The sequence below is a fragment of the Streptomyces sp. NPDC002467 genome, assembly GCF_042889825.1.
Lineage (GTDB): Bacteria > Actinomycetota > Actinomycetes > Streptomycetales > Streptomycetaceae > Streptomyces.
Map to the genome: position 1 here is coordinate 468,683 of NZ_JBIARJ010000004.1, position 14,626 is coordinate 483,308.

The 14,626-nt window shown below is 72.5% G+C and carries 13 protein-coding genes; all 13 read right to left on the reverse strand.

The genetic code is table 11. The features are described from left to right. Nucleotides 1–18 precede the first annotated feature (18 nt). The 13 genes from ACFYYJ_RS11765 to ACFYYJ_RS11825 all read right to left on the reverse strand — a co-directional run bounded on the left by ACFYYJ_RS11765 (nucleotide 19) and on the right by ACFYYJ_RS11825 (nucleotide 14,622). The gene (locus ACFYYJ_RS11765; RefSeq protein WP_389131171.1) at nucleotides 19–855 is read right to left on the reverse strand and encodes an alpha/beta fold hydrolase; all 837 of its coding nucleotides are present in this window, start codon (nucleotides 853–855) and stop codon (nucleotides 19–21) included. Nucleotides 856–989: 134 nt separating this feature from the next. Further along, a complete protein-coding gene (locus tag ACFYYJ_RS11770; RefSeq protein ID WP_389131174.1) occupies nucleotides 990–3,746 on the reverse strand; it encodes an AAA family ATPase in 2,757 nt (918 codons plus the stop codon). Then, nucleotides 3,743–4,630, reverse strand: coding sequence for a carbohydrate ABC transporter permease (locus ACFYYJ_RS11775; protein WP_389131177.1), 888 nt, complete (start codon nucleotides 4,628–4,630; stop codon nucleotides 3,743–3,745). Before ACFYYJ_RS11775 ends, ACFYYJ_RS11770 begins: the two co-directional genes overlap by 4 nt. Next, complete coding sequence (locus tag ACFYYJ_RS11780; RefSeq protein ID WP_389131180.1) at nucleotides 4,627–5,592, reverse strand: carbohydrate ABC transporter permease; 966 nt, start codon at nucleotides 5,590–5,592, stop codon at nucleotides 4,627–4,629. The genes ACFYYJ_RS11775 and ACFYYJ_RS11780 overlap by 4 nt, the downstream gene beginning before the upstream one ends. Then, on the reverse strand, nucleotides 5,592–6,923 hold the full coding sequence (locus ACFYYJ_RS11785) for an ABC transporter substrate-binding protein (protein WP_389131183.1): 1,332 nt from the start codon (nucleotides 6,921–6,923) through the stop codon (nucleotides 5,592–5,594). The genes ACFYYJ_RS11780 and ACFYYJ_RS11785 overlap by 1 nt, the downstream gene beginning before the upstream one ends. 141 nt (nucleotides 6,924–7,064) lie before the next feature. Next, entirely contained in the window at nucleotides 7,065–7,379 is a 315-nt protein-coding gene (locus ACFYYJ_RS11790) for a GNAT family N-acetyltransferase (protein ID WP_385121404.1), read from the reverse strand. A gap of 45 nt (nucleotides 7,380–7,424) precedes the next feature. Beyond that, complete coding sequence (locus ACFYYJ_RS11795; RefSeq protein ID WP_385121402.1) at nucleotides 7,425–8,153, reverse strand: GPR1/FUN34/YaaH family transporter; 729 nt, start codon at nucleotides 8,151–8,153, stop codon at nucleotides 7,425–7,427. Between the two features lie 13 nt (nucleotides 8,154–8,166). Further along, on the reverse strand, nucleotides 8,167–10,053 hold the full coding sequence (locus ACFYYJ_RS11800; protein ID WP_389131187.1) for an amidohydrolase: 1,887 nt from the start codon (nucleotides 10,051–10,053) through the stop codon (nucleotides 8,167–8,169). Continuing rightward, the gene (locus ACFYYJ_RS11805; RefSeq protein WP_389131190.1) at nucleotides 10,050–11,003 is read right to left on the reverse strand and encodes an alpha/beta hydrolase; all 954 of its coding nucleotides are present in this window, start codon (nucleotides 11,001–11,003) and stop codon (nucleotides 10,050–10,052) included. The genes ACFYYJ_RS11800 and ACFYYJ_RS11805 overlap by 4 nt, the downstream gene beginning before the upstream one ends. Nucleotides 11,004–11,050: 47 nt before the next feature. Further along, nucleotides 11,051–11,896, reverse strand: coding sequence for an alpha/beta fold hydrolase (locus tag ACFYYJ_RS11810; RefSeq protein ID WP_389131193.1), 846 nt, complete (start codon nucleotides 11,894–11,896; stop codon nucleotides 11,051–11,053). 123 nt (nucleotides 11,897–12,019) lie between these two features. Beyond that, nucleotides 12,020–13,444 (reverse strand): dihydrolipoyl dehydrogenase family protein, encoded by a 1,425-nt coding sequence (locus ACFYYJ_RS11815; RefSeq protein WP_389131196.1) that lies wholly within the window; start codon nucleotides 13,442–13,444, stop codon nucleotides 12,020–12,022. Then, nucleotides 13,444–14,022, reverse strand: coding sequence for a Dps family protein (locus ACFYYJ_RS11820; RefSeq protein ID WP_389131198.1), 579 nt, complete (start codon nucleotides 14,020–14,022; stop codon nucleotides 13,444–13,446). The genes ACFYYJ_RS11815 and ACFYYJ_RS11820 overlap by 1 nt, the downstream gene beginning before the upstream one ends. 93 nt (nucleotides 14,023–14,115) lie before the next feature. Further along, nucleotides 14,116–14,622, reverse strand: coding sequence for a DoxX family protein (locus tag ACFYYJ_RS11825; protein ID WP_389131201.1), 507 nt, complete (start codon nucleotides 14,620–14,622; stop codon nucleotides 14,116–14,118). Nucleotides 14,623–14,626 lie beyond the last annotated feature (4 nt).

The window sequence follows — 14,626 nt, forward strand, 5'->3', positions numbered from 1 at the left end:
TGGGTCAACGGTGCGGCGTCACTTCGCCAGGAAGGCGAGGAGGGCGGTGTTGACCTCCTCGGCGTGGGTCCACAGCAGGCCGTGCGGGGCGCCCTCGATCTCGACGTAGTCGGCCGCCGGGAGCGCCTTGTGGAAGGGGCGCGCGGTGCCCTCGGCCGGCAGGATGCGGTCGGCGGTGCCGTGCAGGATCAGGGCCGGCACGTCGACGGCGGGGATGTCGGCGCGGAAGTCGGTGTACCAGGTCGCCGGCGCGGCGGACGCGGCGAAGGAGCCACCGCCGGCCGCGGTGTCCCAGCTGTGGCGGACGGCCTCCTCGCTGATGCGGGTGCCCAGGTTCTCGTCGAGGTTGTAGAAGTCGTTGAAGAAGGCCGTGTAGTAGGCGTAGCGGTCGGCCTTGACGGCGGCGACGACGCCGTCGAAGAACTCCTTCGGGGCGACGCCCTCCGGGTTGTCGTCGCTCTTGAGCATGCAGGGCTCCAGGGAGGCCAGGAAGGCGACCTTGGCGACGCGGCCGGAGCCGTACGTGGACACGTAGCGGGCGACCTCGCCGGTGCCCATGGAGAAGCCGACCAGGACGGCGTCGTTCAGGTCGAGGGACTCCATCACGGTGTTCAGGTCGGCGGCGAAGGTGTCGTAGTCATAGCCGGTGGTCGGCTGCGAGGACTTCCCGAAACCGCGGCGGTCGTACGTGATCACGCGGTAGCCGGCGTCGAGCAGCGCGGCGCTCTGGCGCTCCCAGGAGTGGCCGTCGAGCGGGAAGCCGTGGATGAGGACGACGGGCTGCCCGGCTCCCTGGTCCTCGAAGTACAGCTCGACGGGGTTGGTGTTCTCCTGGCCCACGGTGATGTACGGCATGGGGTTGCTTCCTCGATTCGGGGTGGCTGGTCCGCGCGTCGGAGCGGCGCGGTACGCCCGTCACGCTAGGAGCGTTCCCGCACCGGCTGTTGCCGTCCCGCGCACCACGCCTTGCACGGGGGCGCAGAGCTCGTTCAGTCGCCGGTGGTCGCTGCGGCGTCGTCCTCCGCGAGGACGATCCGGGCCAGGTGGACCCTCGATCGCACCGAGAGCTTGCGGAAGACCGACGACAGATGGGTGTTGACCGTGTGCGGGGAGACGACGAGGGCCTGCGCGGCCGACCGGTTGGTGTGGCCCGCGGCGATCAGCCGGGCCACCTTGCGTTCCGAGGCCGTGAGCGCGTCCCAGCCCTGGTCGGGGCGCGGCCCGAGGCCGCCGGCGCGTCGGCCGGAGCGGGTCGTGGCCCGTTCCAGATCGGCTCGGACCCGGTCGGCCTCGACGTCGGCCCCCGCCCGGGCGTAGAGGTCGTGCGCCCTGGTCAGGGCAGGTGTCGCGGCGGAGTCGCCCGCGGTGAGGAGAGCGCGCCCGTAGTCGGCGGACGCGGCGGCGAGCGGCAGCGGCCGGGGGCCGGTGCCGAGGACGCGGACCGATCGCTCCAGGAGTTCGCGGTCGGCGTTCACCAGGCCGGCCGCATGGGCGGCCGTCCCCCGGGCGGTCGGCACGGTGGGGTTGCGGGTGGCGTGTTCGGCGGCTTGGGCCGCGAGGTCCTCGGCCAGGTTGCGGTCCCCGCCGCGCAGGGCGATCCGCACGGCCTGGACGACATGGGGGCGCAGCAGCCGCCACCGGAGGAAGGGGTGGTCCCGCTGGACGGACCGGACCAGTTCCGCCGCTGCCGCGTGGTCGCCGTCGGCGTCCGCGACGACGGCCTCGAAGTACTGGTGGGTGGCGTGGTTGCCGGTGTTCGGCCGGTCTGCCACGGTCGCCCTCACGACGTCCAGGTGCTCCCGCGCGGCTTCGCGGTCGCCGCGCAGCATCGCGAGCAGACCGCGGTTGACGCGGATGTTGACCAGGTTGCCGGGCACGTGGAGGTCCGCTTCGAGCCGCTCGGCGGTGACGAAGTCGGCCTCCGCGTCGTCGAGCCGGCCGAGCCCCATGTTCAGGGTTCCCTGGGCCCAGAACAGCATCGCGGGGCGTTGGGGAGGGTCGCCCGCCGTCCGGAGCAGTCGTCGTACGGTGTCGAAGTCGTCCATGTGGATCCGGGCGACGGCCTCCTCCGTCAGGAAGGCCTTGTCGAACACGCCCAGCACCGTGTGGTGTTCGACGGCGGCGGCGCAGTCGCCCGCGTTCAGGGCGATCTCGCCCAGGCCCCACAGTGCGAGGACGCGGGCCTCCCGGTCACCGGCCCGCTCCGCCTCGACGAGCGCCCGTTCGCCGGTCTCACGAGCGGCCCCGAGGTCGCTCCCGCGGGACCGGGCCAGGGCCAGCCGGGCGGTCAGCCGGGCACGGATCGCCGGGTCGGTGACGGCTGCCAGCGCCGCCGTCAGGCGCCGGGTCAGCTCGTGGACGTCGTCGAGGTGCCACAGCGTGTCACCGAGTACGGACTGCAGACGGGCGAAGACGTCCAGCGGCGGCTGCCGGGCGAGCAGCGCGTCACCGGCGTCCCGTGCCTGCGTGTAGCGGCCCGCGCGGGTCAGCGCGACGATGGCCCGTTCTCCCACGTCGTACGCCATGGGCGCACGGGGCGGTACGAGTTCCAGGGCGCGCACGGCCAGGTCGGCGGCGAGGTCGGGCATCACGGCGATCACGTCCGTGGATGCCGTGCCGAGCAGTCCGATCGCCTCCATGTCGCCGGGTTCGGCGCTCTTCAGCAGATGCGGGACCGCGTCGACGGAGCTCCGGCCCGCCGCGACGAGTCGGCTCGCGGCCTCCCGGTGCAGCGCCCGGCGCACGGAGGGGGCGAGGTCGGCGTACACGGCCTGGCGGAGCAGGTCGTGGCGGAACAGGAGGCGTTCGCCGTCGTCGTGGAGGAGGGCGGCGTCGATCGCCTCGTCCACTTCGGCGCCGAGTCCGGAGGCGGGCCGGCCGCACAGGGCGGCGGCGTCCGCGAGCGAGAACGCCCGGCCGAGGACCGAGCCGATCCGCAGGAAGTGGAGGGTGTCCGGCCGGAGGTCGGCCAGCCGGTCGCGTACGCCGAGGACCAGCCGTTCCGGCGGCCGCGTCCCGTCCGCGCCCGACGCCGCGATGCCCGCGAGCATCTCGGTCGCGAGGAAGGGGTTGCCGCCGGCCCCGTCGAGAAGCTCCGCGACCCGCTCCGGCACGTCCCCTCCGAGGACGTCGCGTGCCACCTCGGTCAGGGCCGTTTCGGGCAGCGGCCGCAGAGGGAGGGTCGTCGTCCGCGGCCCCTGCCCGTACAGCTCCGGGTCCTCCCTGCCCGTGAGAAGCCAGAGGATCGGGGAGCTGAGCAGCCGTGCGGGCATGACGCTCAGGGCGAACCGGCTCAGCGGGTCGGCCCATTGCACGTCGTCGACCGCGATCAGTACGGGCGTGCCCGCCGAGCGCTCCTCGATCAGCTGGGCCAGCCGTTCGACGAGCCAGATGCGCTGGTCGTGGTGGCCGGCGAGGTCCGCGAAGTCCGCGCCGGACAGCAGCGGCGGATCACCGTGCAGGAGGCCCGATGCCAGTGAGGCGAGCGGTGCCAGCTCGTGCAGTTCCTCGGCGCGTCCGTGGCTGACGACGAACCCGTGGGCCCGCGCGATCGAGATGGTCTCCTGCAGCAGTACGGTCTTGCCGATGCCGGGCTCGCCCAGGAGCAGCGCGATCGCTCCGCCCTCGCCGTCGCGCACCGCTTCGACCAGGGCGCGCAGTTGCTCCAGCTCGGCTTCGCGGCCCCGCAGCCCGGGCCGGCTCAGCCCCGTCGCCACGCCCTGTTCCTCGGGTCGGTCGGGGCTCATCCCTTGACCGATCCGGCGAGCAGCCCCCGTGCGAAGTGCCGCCGGAGGGAGAGGAAGACGAGCAGCGGGACGAAGGCCGCCACGAAGGCTCCCGCGGTGAGCCGCTGCCACTCGTTGCCGTACGTCCCGGCCAGGCTCGCCAGTCTGACCGTCATCGGCGCCGTCTCGGCGGTCCCGCCCGACAGGGTCAGGGCCACGAGGAGGTCGTTCCACACCCAGATGAACTGGATGACGGCGAAGGAGACCAGGGCCGGGCGGGCCAGGGGCAGCACGATCCGGAGCAGCAGCGTCCCGTGCGACGCGCCGTCGACGCGGGCGGCCTCGATCAGGTCCCGGGGCAGCCCTGCCAGGAAGTTGTGCAGGAGGAACACCGCGAACGGCAACGCGAAGACGGTGTGGGCGAACCAGACCTGGCCGAACCGCGCGGGACCGGTGGGGTTCCACGCGGGCAGGAACAGCCAGCCCTGGGAGAACAGCTTCAGGAGGGGGACGAGCGCCATCTGGAGCGGCACGACCTGGAGGGCGAAGATGCCGACGACGAGCGCGTCGCGCCCCCTGAAGTCGATCCAGGCCAGGGCGTACGCCGCGAAGAACGCCAGGACGAGCGGGAACAGCACCGAGGGAAGGGTGATGACGACGGAGTTGACGAAGTACTCGGCGAGCCGCCCCGAGCCGTTCCCACCGCCGGACAACACCTCGCCGTAGTTGTCGAGCGTGAGGTGCGGCGTACCGAACACGGTCCACCAGCCCGTCGTCTTGATCTCCTCCTCGGGGCGGAACGAGGAGAGCAACAGACCGAGGGTCGGTGTCGTCCAGAGGACCGCGATCACGATGGCGATCGACGTGGAGGCGCGGGAGGCCAGACGCTCCCGGACGCCGTTCACCCCGCCCTCCGCCGCGCCCGCACCTGGTGGGCGACGAAGGGGGTGACGAGGAGGAAGAGGAGCACGGCCAGCGCCGCGCCGCGGCCCGTCTCGCCGTAGCGGAAGGCCTGGTCGTACATCTCGTGGGCGATGACGCCCGTGGCGAACTGTCCGCCGGTCATGGTCTTGACGATGTCGAAGGCCTTGAAGGTGCCGATCGCCTGGGCGAGGAGCACGACGAGCAGCGTGGGCCTGATCGACGGCAGGGTGATCCACCGGAAGATCTGCCGGGGGGAGGCGCCGTCCAGTCGGGCCGCCTCGGCCGGCTCACCGGGAACGGCCCTGATCGCGCCGGCCAGCAGGACGGCCGCGAAGCCCGCCTGTGTCCACACCATCGCCACGATGAGGAACAGGACGTTCCAGGGAGAGTCCACGAGCCATTGCCTCGGTTCGCCGCCGAACGCGACGACGAGTTGGTTCAGCAGCCCTATCTGTTCGGCTTCGGCGGGACGGTAGGCGTAGACGAACTTCCAGACGACGCCCGCGCCGACGAAGGAGATCGCCATGGGCATCAGGACGAGGGACAGTGCGAACGCTCTGAACCGCGAGCGTACGACGGCCGCCGCGTAGAGCAGACCGACCGAGGTCGCCGCCAGCGGCACGAGCACCACCCAGGCCAGGGTGTTGCGCAGCGCCACCAGCGCCCGGGGGTCGGTGAACATCCACACGTAGTTGTCGAACCCGGCCCACGTGTCTCCCTCTCCGTCGGTGAACGACAGGACCAGGGTGCGCAGACCGGGCAGGAGGAGACCGACCGTGAGGAGCAGCAGTGCCGGGGCCAGCAGGATCAGGGCCGCGGCCCTCCTCCGCACCGGCCCCCGGTGCAGCGCCAGCAGGACCAGGGCGACCACCGCCACGAAGGCGGCGACGCCCTGGAGCAGGTACATCAGCTTGGGCTGCTGGGCGACGGCGTCGAAGGACATCAGTTCTTCGGCCAGGACCGTTCGTTGGAGTCGGCGACCTCTCGGGTGCTCGCGCCGCCGATCCAGTCGACGGCTCCCTTCCAGAACGATCCGGCGCCGACCGACGCCGGCATCAGGTCCGAACCGTCGAACCTGAACTGTGTCCCGGGATCCTGGAGCAGCTGGATCGAGAGCCTGTCGACCGCGGTCGCGGCGTTCGCCGGATCCACGGCCTTGTTCGCCGAGACGAACGGGCCCTTCTTCATGCGCGCGTTCGCGAAGTCCGCGGAGGCCAGGTACTCCTGGAACGCCCGCACTTCGGGACGGTCGGCGAACGCCGCGGTGAACACTCCACCGCCCAGCACGGGGCGGGTGGCCGGGTCGGCCCCCGGCAGGAGGAAGGCGTAGACGTCCCCGTCCGGTCCGATCTCGGTGCCCTTCGGCCACATGTCGGCGTAGAACGAGGCCTGACGGTGCATCGCGCAGTCGCCGGAGAGAACCGGTGCGCCGGCCTCCTGGAAGGAGATCGACGCCATCGACCGGGCCGGACCGAAACCGCCGTTGGCGTACCGGTCGTTCTTGAGGATGGACCCCACGGTGTCCATGGCGTCGATCACGCGCGGGTCGTTGAACGGGATCTCGTGGGCGACCCACTGGTCGTAGACGTCCGTGCCCTGCCGGCGCAGCAGGACGTCCTCGATCCAGTCCGTCACGGGCCAGCCGGTCGCCTCGGCGGATTCGAGGCCCGCGCACCACGGCTTGACGCCCGACGCCGCGACCTTTTCCGTCACGGCCATCAGCTCGGACCACGTGCGGGGAACGCTCAGCCCCCTGTCGCGGAAGAACCTCGGGGAGTACCAGACGAACGACTTGACGTTCGCGACCAGCGGCGTGCCGTAGAGGGTGCCGTTCACGGTCGCGTAGCTGTTCCAGTCGGCCGACCAGCCCTGCTTCGCGAGGGCCACGACCCCGGCGCTCGCGGGCTTGAGCTTCCCCGTCCGCGCGAAGCGTTCCAGGAGCCCGGGTTGAGGGAAGAAGGCCACATCCGGCGCACGCCCGCCGTCGACCCGGAGCTGGATCCGGGCCTCGAACTCCCCGTCCCCCTCGTATTGGACGTCGATGCCCGTGCAGCCCTCGAAGTCCGCCCAGGTCTCTTCGAACAGGTCGGCCTCCCGGTCCCGGTTCTCCGCGTAGACGGTGACCTCGGTGCCGGGGTGCTTGCCGTACTGGGTGTACCGTCCGCAGTCCGCAGTGGTGTGCGCCCGCGAACCGCCGCCCTGCGGGGTGCCGCAGGCGGTGGCGGTGACGGCGAGGGTGATGACCGCGAGAGCGAGCCTCGCGCCGAACCTCATGGGTGTGACTCCTCCGATCGCCCGCCGAAGGTTTCTCGGGGGCGAGCAGAAGCTACCAGCGCTCGAACAATATCGACTAATCGTTCGATCTTGAACGATTAGTCGATCTCAACGGTCGTCAGGCCGGCGGATCGTGGTGTGTCAGAGGCCGAACCGGGCCCGCCCCGCCTCGGGCACCAGGTCGGTGTACTCGGGGTGCTTGCCGATCCAGCCCCGGATGAAGGGGCAGTACGGCAGGACGCGCAATCCTCGGACCCGGGCGTCGTCGAGGGCTCCCCGGGCGAGGAGACCGCCCAAGCCCTGGCCGGCGAACCGGCTGTCGATCTCGGTGTGGATGAAGGCGATCTCGCCCTCCGAGAGGTGGTACTCGGCGAAGCCCGCGGCCTCGGTGCCGTCTTCGCCGGCGAGGATCTCGTACCGAGACCTCTGGGGCCGGTCCGTCACCTGCGGTTCCATGGGTGCTCCTGTGCGGTCGTGGGGTGACGAGGTGGGTGGGTGCGGTCAGAGCGTGCGGCGCACGCCCGCCTGGCGTTCCAGGTTGCGGAGCTGAACGGCCAGGTCGCCTTCCACCGCGAGGTGGGCGGGGCCGCTGCGGCCGATGGGCAGGACCTGCTCGCTGCGCATGTCCTCCAGCATCAGGGCGAACGCCGTGTACATCGCGACCAGCGCCACCACGAGGCCGAGCACACCGGACGTGCGCGTCAGCCATTCGGCGCCGGTGATGCCTCCGAGGCCGGTGGCCGCCCAGCGGGGAAGGGAGACCGCGAGGACGAGCCACAGCGCGCGCTTGGGCCGGGTCACGGCGGTCATCAGGGCCCCGAAGCAGAGGAGCGCCAGGTTGAACACGCCGAGGACCCGAAGGCCGTCGGCCGCGCCGCTGAGCATGATGAGCGCATACGGCAGCCAGCTGCCGGCGAACACCGCCATCAGCGTCGCCGCGATCACGTCACGGGCGCCGAAGGCCAGGATGCTCACGAGGAGTTGGAGGACGAAGGCCGGCAGCACGGTGAAGGCGACGGCGGCGCGGGCCGCCTCGTCGAAGATCCCGAGCTGGAGGCAGCCCGTCATCACGGAGGCGATGGCGATCGTGAAGAAGCCGAGCGGCATGGGCGAGGCGATGGGGCGCAGGTTGATCCGCGTCATCGACCGGAGGTCCGGCTCGAAGCGGCGTCCCGGCAGCGCGGCCGGGTCTTCGTCGCCGCCGTCGGCGGCGGGAGGGGCTGTACTCATCGTGCGGTCTCTTTCAGTGTGCGAAGCAGGGGTCGACGAAGGACGGCGCCGTCTCGGGGACGGCTCCGCGGGCGACGCGCCACCGGCGGTGCTGCTCGGACTCGGCGACGGCCTCGGCCACGGCCGACGCCTGGAGGGCACCGCTCTGGTAGCCGCCGAAACGGGCCACCGGGCTCCACTCGGGGGTCACCGGCAAGATGGCCTCGTCGAGTCCCTCGTACTCGGCGGTCGCGTAGACGATGCGGCCACCGACGACGGTGAGGACGGACTCGATGTCGGGAATGACGTCCTCGGAGACGGTGAGGTAGTCGTCGGACAGGATCGCGAGGTCGCCGTAGCAGCCCTCGCGCAGGGTTCCCTTGACGTCCTGCTCGCCGGTGAGCTGCGCTCCGCCCCGGGTGTAGAGGCCGAGGGCGGTCTCCCGGTCGATCAGGTTCCCGGCCGGGTAGAGGGCCGTGCCGCCGACGGTGCGCCCGGTGACCAGCCAGTGGAGCGCGACCCACGGGTTGTACGAGGAGACGCGGGTGGCGTCGGTTCCCGCGGCGACGGTCAGGCCCCGGTCGAGCATGGCCCGGACCGGCGGGGTGTGGGCGGCGGCCTCGGCGCCGTAGCGGTCGAGGAAGGCGGCGCCCTGGAAGGACATGCGGTTCTGGACCGAGACGGCGCCGCCGAGGGCGGCGATCCGGTCGAGGCTGTCGGCCGAGACCGTCTCCGCGTGGTCGAAGAGCCAGCGGTTGCCGCCGGGGAAGAGCCCTTCCGCCGCGAGCTTCTCGAAGACGGCCAGGTCGCGGCGGATCGTCTCGTCGTAGGTCGCGTGGAGCCGGAAGCCCCAGCCGTTCTCCAGGAGCAGCCGGACGGCGCCCTCGAATTCGGTCTCGTAGCCGGCGGCGAGCTCGGGCCTGGGCTCGGAGAAGTTCTCGAAGTCGGCGGCGGCCCAGGTCAGGTTCTCTCCCGCACCGTTGAGCCGCAGCCACTCGTCCCCGTCCCCGGGCTTGACCATCTCGGTCCAGCGCTTCAGGTCGGCGAGCTCCTGACCGGCCGTCTGCGGGAAGAGGTGGTAGGCGATCCGGAGGGTCAGCTCCCCCGACCGGGCGAGGTCGACGACCGTGGCGTAGTTGTCGGGGAAGTTCTGGAAGCCGCCGGCGGCATCGACCGCGGACGTCAGTCCGAAGCGGTTCAGCTCGCGCAGGAAGTGGCGCGTCGACGTCCGCTTGTCGGCGTCGTCGAGAGCCGGCGCCTTGGCCAGGGTCGAGTACAGGATGAGGGCGCTCGGCGCCGCGAGGAGCACGCCGTTGGGTTCGCCGTCGCGGCCGCGTACGATCTGCCCGCCGCGCGGGTCGGGGGTTTCCCGGGTGAAACCGGCTGCCAGAACCGCGGCCCGGTTCATCAGGGCCGACTGGTAGAGATGCAGGACGAAGACCGGGGTGTCGGGGGCGGCGGCGTTCAGCTCCGCCACGGTCGGCATCCTGCGCTCGACGAACTGTTCGGCGGTCCAGCCGCCCACGACGCGGATCCACTGCCCCTTGGGGGTGCGGCCGGCCTGCTCGCGCAGCATGGCCAGGGCGTGGCGCAGACTGCGCACCCCGTCCCAGCGCAGCTCCAGGACGTAGTTCAGGCCGCCCCGGATGACGTGCAGGTGCGAGTCGTTGAGGCCGGGGATCACCCTGCGTCCGAGGGCGTCGACGACCTTGGTGCCCGGCCCGACGAGGTGGGCGAGGTCGTGGTCGTCGCCGAGGGCCGCGACCCGGCCGTCGCGGATCGCGACGGAACGGGCCTCGGGCCGGTCTGGGTCACCGGTGAAGACCTTGGCGTTGCGGACGAGGAGGTCGGCGTGCTCGTGCTCCCGACGCGGGGCGGGGACCAGGCCCGCCACCGGCATGCTCGTCGACGGCCCGGTCATGCGAGGGCCTTGCGCAGGGTGTCGGTGGCGAGACCGATGGCGAGTTCCGCGCCCCGCGTCTCGCGCAGTGCGTTCAGCATGACGAAGTCGTGGATGACGCCTTGGACGCGCAGGGCGGTGACGGGGACACCGGCGGCGCGGAGCTTGGCCGCGTACGCCTCGCCCTCGTCGCGCAGGACGTCCGCCTCGGCGGTGATGACCAGGGCCGGCGGCAGGCCTGCGAGTTGTTCGGTGGAGGCGCGCAGCGGGGAGGCCGTGATCCGGGCGCGCTCGGCCTCGTCGGTCGTGTACTGGTCCCAGAACCACTTCATGGCGTCACGGCGCAGGAAGTAGCCCTCACCGAACTCGTGGTACGAGTCGGTGTCGAAGCCCGCGTCCGTGACCGGGTAGAAGAGGACCTGCTGGACGAGGGTCACGTCGCCGCGCTGCTTGGCCATGAGGGTGAGGGCGGCGCTCATGTTGCCGCCGACCGAGTCGCCCGCGACGGCGATCCGTGTGCCGTCGAGGTCCTTGTGGTGACCCTCGCGGGCGACCCACTGGGCGACGCTGTAGTTCTGCTCGATGGCGACGGGGTAGCGCGCCTCGGGCGAGAGGTCGTACTCGGGAAACACGACGGCCGCTCCGGTGCCGACGGCGAGTTCGCGGACGAGCCGGTCGTGGGTGTGGGCGTTGCCGAAGACCCAGCCCGCGCCGTGGACGTAGAGGACAACGGGCAGCGGACCGGTGGCGCCGCGCGGGCGGACGATCCGGGCGCGGACATCGCCGGTGGGGCCGCCGTGGACGGTGATCCACTCCTCGTCGACCTCGGGCAGGGGAACGCCCTCGCCGCTCTGGACGCCGTCCACGGCCTTACGGCCTTCGGCGACTGGGATCTGGTGGAGGAACGGCGGCTGGGCGGTGGCTTCCGCGAAGGCCCGCGCGGCGGGTTCGAGGATCGGACGGTTCTTCATGAGGGGTTCTCCTTCGGGGATGTACGGGAGGGGGCGGGTCCGGGGGCTCAGCGGGTCGCCCGTGCGGCGTCGAGGATCACCTCGGCGACCACGGCCGGGCGGGAGACCGCCACGGCGTGCGAGGCGTCCGCCTCGGTGATGCGCGAGCCGGCGCGCCGGGCCATCCACCGTTCGGCGGCCGGTGGGATGTTCTTGTCGGCGGTGGCGATCAGCGCCCAGGACGGGATCGTCTTCCAGGCCGCTTCCCCGGCCTTCTCCTCCAGCGCGGCGGTGGCGACCGGGCGCTGGGCCGCGGCCATGACGGCCGCGTCGGCGGCGGGCACGTCGGCGGCGAACTGCCGGTGGAACTTGGCCTGTTCGATGACGAGTTCGGTGCCGGTGCCCCCGCCGGGCAGCGGGTACGACCGCGGGTTCACGGTGTCGCCGAGGGTGGAGCCGGGGAACTTGGCGGCGAGCTCGGCCGCGCTCTCGCCCTTGTCCGGGGTGAACGCGGCGATGTAGACGAGGGCCTTCACACGGCTGTCGCCCACGGCGGCGCCACTGATGACGGCGCCGCCGTAGGAGTGGCCGACCAGGATCACCGGTCCGTCGACGCCGGCCAGCACGCTGCGCAGGTAGGCGGTGTCCGCGGCGAGACCGCGCAGCGGGTTGGCGGGGGCCAGCACGGGGTAGCCCGCGCGCTGCAGCCGCCTGATCGTGCCGCTCCAGCCGGCGGCGTCCGCGAACGCCCCGTGAACCAGGACGATCGTGGGCTTGGGGTCGTGCCGGTCGGTGCCGGCGGCGGCCGGGCCGCTCGCGGGTCGTACGGGTGCGGCGGGTGCGGCGCCCAGCAGGGAGGCCACCGTGGCCGGCAGGGCGAGGGCGAGGGCGAGGGTGCGCCTCTTGGGGTGCATGGGGAATTCCTTGTCGGATGGTGAAGCGTTCGGGTGTGCTCGGCCGGGAGGGCCGGGGCGCCGGTCGGGAGGGCCGGGGCGCCGGTCGGGAGGGCCGGGGCGCCGGTCGGGAGGGACATCGCCTCAGAGGCCGTACGCCTCCAGGAGGCGTAGCCAGACCTCGCTCACCGTCGGGAAGGCGGGCACGGCGTGCCAGAGGCGCTCCAGGGGGACCTCGCCCACGATGGCGACGGTGGCCGTGTGGATGAGCTCGGTCGCCATCGGGCCGGTGAGCGTGCAGCCGACGACGACCCCTCGGGTCTCGTCGACGACGAGCTTGGCGAGGCCTCGGTAGTCGTCCGCGTGGAGCGCGGCACCGGCGACGTCGTCGACGCGGTACTCCACCGTGCGTACCGCGAGGCCCGCTTCGCGTGCCGCGCGTTCGGTGAGACCGACGCTCGCGACCTCGGGACGGGTGAAGACGGCTTGCGGGACGGCGAACCGGTCGGCTTCCGCGCTCCACGGCTGCCGGCCGCCGGTGACGGCCGGACGCCCGGCGGCTCGCTCGGCGATCGCCGCGGCGCAGGCGCGGGCCTGGTACTTGGCCATGTGGGTAAGTGGCGCACGGTGGTTCACATCACCGACGGCGTAGAGCCATTCGCCCTCGACCGCGGTGACCCGACAGGTGTCGTCGACCGGGAGCCGGTCGCCGACGGACAGTCCGACGGACTCCAGGCCGATGTCGGCCGTGCGCGGGCGCCGGCCCACGGCGACGAGGACCTCGTCGCAGACGAGGGCCGTGCCGTCGTCGGTCTCCACGGTCACGTCACGGCCGGTCCCGTCACGGGCGACCCGGACGGCCGACACCCCGAAGCGGATGGTGACGCCCAGATCGCTCAGCCCCCGGGTGACCTCTTCGCCCGCGCACGGCTCCCAGCCGGTCAGCAGGGCCTGGTCGCGGACCAGCAGGGTGACGGAGGAGCCGAGCGAACGCCACGTGGTGGCCATCTCACAGGCCACCACTCCCCCGCCGATGACGACGAGCCGCGCGGGCACCGCGTCGGCCGTGGTGGCCTCCCGGCTGGTCCACACGCCGATCCGGTCGAGCCCTTCGACCGACGGAAGCACGGGTTCCGTGCCGGTGCAGACCACGACCGCGCGCCCGGCCCGCAGGGTACGGACCGAGCCGTCCGCCCCGGTCACCTCCACCCGGCGCTCACCGGCGAGCCGTCCGTGCCCCCGCACGAGCCCGATGCCCGCACCGGCGAGCCAGTCGGCCTGACCGGTGTCGTCACCGCGCCCGGTGAAACGGTCACGGCGGGCCAGGACGCGCGCCGGGTCGAGTGACGCCGTGACCGCCTGCCGGGCCCCGTCGACCGAGCGTGCCCCCGCCCGGGCGGCGCCGGGTCGCAGCAGGGCCTTGCTCGGCACGCAGGCACGGTAGGAGCACTCGCCGCCGACCGCCTCGGCCTCGACGACGACGGCGGTCAGCCCCGACCGGACGGCCCGGCCGGCGACGACCTCGCCGGCCGGTCCGCCGCCGACCACGACGACGTCGTACGCATCCATCAGCCGTGCACCAGAGGGGTGTCCACGAGGTGCTCGGCCAGGAACCACACCTGCGCCTCGCCGGTACGGACGACGTCGGAGACGAGCAGGTCGGCGCTGCCCTCGTCGCCCTCCCCGGAGAGCCGGGCGGCGGCGTCACGGGCGTCGATCAGGATCCGCTCGTGCGCGTCGAGGAGCCGCGACAGCATGACGGGCACCGGCTCGACGCCGTCCGGCGGACGGGGGATCGACGTCAGCTCCGCGACGTGGCGCGGGTCCCCGACGGCGACGCCGCCGAGGCTCTGGACCCGCTCGGCCAGCGCGTCCACGATGGCCAGCTGGGCCTCCGCGTGCTTGTCCAGCATCAGGTGGAGCGAGTAGAAGGTCGCCCCGCGCATGAGCCAGTGGTGCTTCTTGTAGAGGGAGTGGAGGATCTGCGTGTCGGCGAGGACGTGGTTCAGCCGCTGGCAGGCGTACATGCGGGTGTCGTGGCCGAGGCCGATCGGCAGCTGCTTGAGCGTGCCGAACGCCTGGGTCTCGGCGCCCTTCTGGTGCAGCAGCGGCTGGCCGCCGCCGTGCGGGGTCGTGAGGATGTCCATCGAGTGCTCCTGTACAGGGAGGAGTTGGTGGGTGGGCCCGGCCGCCCGGTCGGGGGTACGCGGGCGGCCGGACCCGGTCCGTGCGGCTCGCGCTCAGCGGTCGGCGATCGCCGGGGCGGGGGTCCGGTGCAGGACGAGCCGGGTGAGGAGTCCGCTGCCGAGTCCGGCCACGAGCGCGAGGGCGGCCCACCACAGCGGGTACGGCGTGAGGCCGAGGGCCGCGTCGAGGGACCAGGCGCCGGGGCCGGTGGCGGCGAGGGCGGCGGCGGTGCCGATGAGGACGAGCGGGTACTCGTATCCGTCGTTCTGCACCCAGATCCCGTGGCGCCACTTCACGGTGAGCGCGACCGTCATGACCCCGATGGTGCCGGTCGCGGCGAGCGGGGTCATGAGGCCGGCGGCGAGCAGCAGGCCCGATCCGATCTGACCACCGCCCGCCGCCAGGGCCGTGAGGGCACCGCCGCGGAAGCCGTCGGCGCGGAACTCCTCGGTACCGCCTTCGAGCCCCTTGCCGCCCAGGTGTGAACTGACCTTCTGCACACCGTGGCCGGCGACGAGCAGTCCCACCAGCAGACGCAGGATCAGAATGCCGGTGTCCACGGGG